Annotated in this window: 2 protein-coding genes; both read right to left on the reverse strand. The window is 69.6% G+C overall.

Translation table 11 applies throughout. The features are described from left to right. Positions 1 to 246: 246 nt before the first annotated feature. Entirely contained in the window at positions 247 to 1,953 is a 1,707-nt protein-coding gene (locus tag G3I53_RS14260; protein WP_164438413.1) for an LCP family protein, read from the reverse strand. Positions 1,954 to 2,284: 331 nt separating this feature from the next. Next, positions 2,285 to 3,444 (reverse strand): LCP family protein (locus G3I53_RS14265; protein WP_164438414.1); only part of this gene is annotated, 1,160 nt, incomplete at its 5' end.

Raw genomic sequence — 3,444 nt, forward strand, 5'->3', positions numbered from 1 at the left:
GCGCCCGCCGCCGGTGTCCCCGTCGGACGGACCCGCCTGCTCCGGTGCCGGCCCGCCGTCACCGGGCGCGGCTATTGCGGCGCTTCGCGCGACTGCCCCCGTTCTCGCCACTCCTGGCACCTCTCGTGTCGTGAAACAGGCCCGTCCTGCGTCCTGTTAGACGCACGACGGGCCCGTCAGTTGCACAGGAAAGCCCGGCGACTTCAACAACTTTGCCCAGGCCGCCGCAATCGGCTCAACTGAGCGTCAGCTCGCGCATTCGACCTTGTCGGCGGTGGACTTGTCGACCTCCGGCGGTTTCCCTCCCGAGCCGTCCAGCTTCACCCCGGCGCCCTTGAAGTCCTTGCCGAGGGTGAGCGTCATCGCGGGCACGCCCTGCGAGTTGGTGACGCTCTCGCCGGGCTTCATCGCCGCGCCGGACAGGCCGAGGATCGCGGCCAGCCGGCGGGCCTGGGCGGCCTGGTCCGGCGCGTACTCCAGCGTGGTGCGCGCCAGTTGCTCGGCGGCGTTGCCGCCGTTCTCGGACTTGGTGACGCCCTGTTCGACCTGGAGCCAGCTGAGGGTGGTCTGGGCGCTGCCCGCGGGGGCGCCGCCGTTGAGGACCTGCACCCGCACCTCGGAGGCGGGCGCCTTCTCGCCCTTGAGCCGGGCGGCGACGGCGGCCTTCTCCTTCTTCTTTTTCTGCTTGACCTCGGTCAGCGACACGTCGTCCCGGATGGCGTCGAACAGCTGCGGCGCCCGGGACTCGTCGAGGACGACGGTCGCCTTCACCCGCTCGGCCGGGTTGTCCTTCACCGGCACCGTGGCGAAGGAGATGTTCTTCGTCGGCACCTTCTTCAGCTCCAGGGCCACGTCCTTGAGCGTGTTCACGTCGCCGAGGGCCTTGTCCACGGTCAGCGCCTCGGTGGCCGCCTCGGCCAGCTTCAGCAGCTTGGTGGGGCTGGTGAGGGTGTCCCCGGAGGACATCTTGCGCATCAGCGAGGCCAGGAACTGCTGCTGGACCTTGATCCGGTCGAGGTCGCCCTGGTTGCCGAAGCTGGACCGGGTGCGCACGAACGCGAGGGCCTGTTCGCCCGCGACCGTCGACTCGCCCGCGGGCAGCTTCAGATGGGACTTCTTGTCGTCCACCGGCTTGGCCAGGCAGACGTCGACCCCGCCGACGGCCGTCGTGAGGGTCTTCACCGCGTTGAAGTCCGCCATCATGAAGTGGTCCGGCTTGATCCCGGTCGCCGCCTCCACGGTCCGCATGGTGCACCCCGCGTCCCGTCCGCCCTCGCCGAGGCTGCGGTTGAAGCGGGCGCCCTGGAGCCCGGGGACGACGGTCTCGGTGCCGTCCTCCAGCTTGGTGCGGCAGTCCGGGATGTCGACGATGAGGTCGCGCGGGATGCTCAACGCGGTCGCGTTCGTCCGGTCCTTGGACACGTGCAGCAGCACCGTGGTGTCGGCGTGCCCGAGGCTGCCCTTGTCGCCGTAGCCCTTGTTGCCCGCGCCGGTGCGCTTGTCGGTGCCGAGGACGAGGATGTTGAACGCCTCGTCCTTGCTGAAGTTGCTCCGGGCCGCGTCACCGACGTCGGTCGTCGTCACGTTGCCCTCGAGGTGCTTCAGGTACAGGTAGCCGGCCGTGCCGGTGGCGAGCACCACGAACGCCATGGTGCCGCCGGTCCACAGCAGGACCTTCCGGGCCTTCGGCTTCTTCTGCGGGGCCCGGCCGCCGCGCCGCCCCGGGGCAGGCTGCCCGGACCCGCGCCGCCGCTGCGGGGGGACCTCCCGGCCGGGCGTCCGGGTGCGCCCGGAGCCGCCGGGGCCGCGCGGGCCGCCCGCACGCGGTCCGGGCACGGGCGGCTGCGGAGCGGAAGGGCCCAGTCGCAGTTCGTATTCCCCGGTGGCCGGATTGAGTACCCACTGGTCTGCGGGATCGATGTCGTCCCCCCGCCCACGGCCTTGCGCGTCCATGGTGTCCGGATCCTTCGTCGGGACCACGTGGCGCCCTCCCCCCTCCGGAAGGCGCCCGTGGTGCTGGTCACCTCAGTGCACGACGCCAGGACGTACGTCCTCGCGGCCCCGGGGCACTGGAGCGCTCACACTAGCCGCCCTCCTGGGGAAGGAGTGACGTCAGTGATGAATTCCTCGTCCATGAAACAGGGCAATCCCGGAAGTATTTCCCTCAACCACAGGCAATCAAAGGGTTTTCCCACTACCAGCGGTAGGTCGCGTACACGTCCATGCACCGCCCCGGCTCCGAGCCGTTGAGCGCGTCCGCCCCCTCCGGCAGGCCTGTGTCAGATCACTTGGCGCACTCGACCTTGTCGGCCGTCGACTTCTTGATGTCGTCCGGCGCCTTGTCCGGCGGCGTCAGCGAGACGCCCGGACCCTTGAAGTCCTTGCCCAGGGTCAGCGTCATCGCAGGCACGCCCTGGGAGTTGGTGACGCTCTCGCCCGGCTTCATCGCCGACCCCGACAGGCCCATGACGGCCGCCAGCCGGCGGGCCTGGTCGGCCTGGTCGGGCGCGTACTCGAGCGTCGTCCGGCTCAGCTCCTTCGGCGCGTTGCCCCCGTTCTCCGACTTGGTGACGCCCTCCTGCACCTGGAGCCAGCTGAGGGTCTTCTGGGCGCTGCCCTGGGCGGCACCGCCGTTGAGGACCCGGACCCGCACCTCGGAGGCGGGCGCCTTCTCGCCCTTGAGCCGGGCGGCGACGGCGGCCTTCTCCTTCTTCTTTTTCTGCTTGACCTCCGTGAACGACACGTCGTTGCGGATGAGGTCGAACACCTGGGGCGCCTGGGCCTCGTCGAGGACGACGGTCGCCTTCACCTGTTCGGAAGGGTTGTCGATCACCGGCACCGTGGTGAAGGTCAGGTTCTCCGTGTTGAGCTTGCCCAGCTCCAGGCCCAGGTCCTTCAGCTTGTTGATGCTGTCCAGCTGGGAGTCGACGGTCAGCGCCTCGGTCCCGGCCTCGGCCAGTTTGATCATCTTGGACGGACTGGTGAGCGTGTCGTTGGACTTCAGCTTGCGCATCAGCGCGCTCAGGAACTGCTGTTGCAGCCCGATCCGGCTCAGGTCGCCGCCGAAGCCGACCGAGTGCCGGGTGCGGACGTACGCCAGCGCCGTCTCGCCCTCGATGGTGTGCGTGCCCTTGGGCAGCTTCAGGTGGGAGTCCGGGTCGTCGATGTCCTTGGCCAGGCACACCTCGACCCCGCCGACCGCGGAGGTCAGGGTCTTGACCGCGTTGAAGTCCGCCACCATGAAGTTGTCCGGGGTGATGCCGGTCAGCTCGGTGACGGTGCGCATGGTGCAGCTGGGCGTCCGGCCGTCCTGGCCGAGGCTGGTGTTGAAGCGGACCCCGGTGGCCCCCGGGATGACCTTCCGGCTGCCGTCCTCCTGCTCGGTGGGGCAGTCGGGGATGTCGACGATGAGGTCGCGCGGGATGCTCAACGCGGTCGCGTTCG

The organism is Streptomyces sp. SID14436 (assembly GCF_010548465.1).
Lineage (GTDB): Bacteria > Actinomycetota > Actinomycetes > Streptomycetales > Streptomycetaceae > Streptomyces.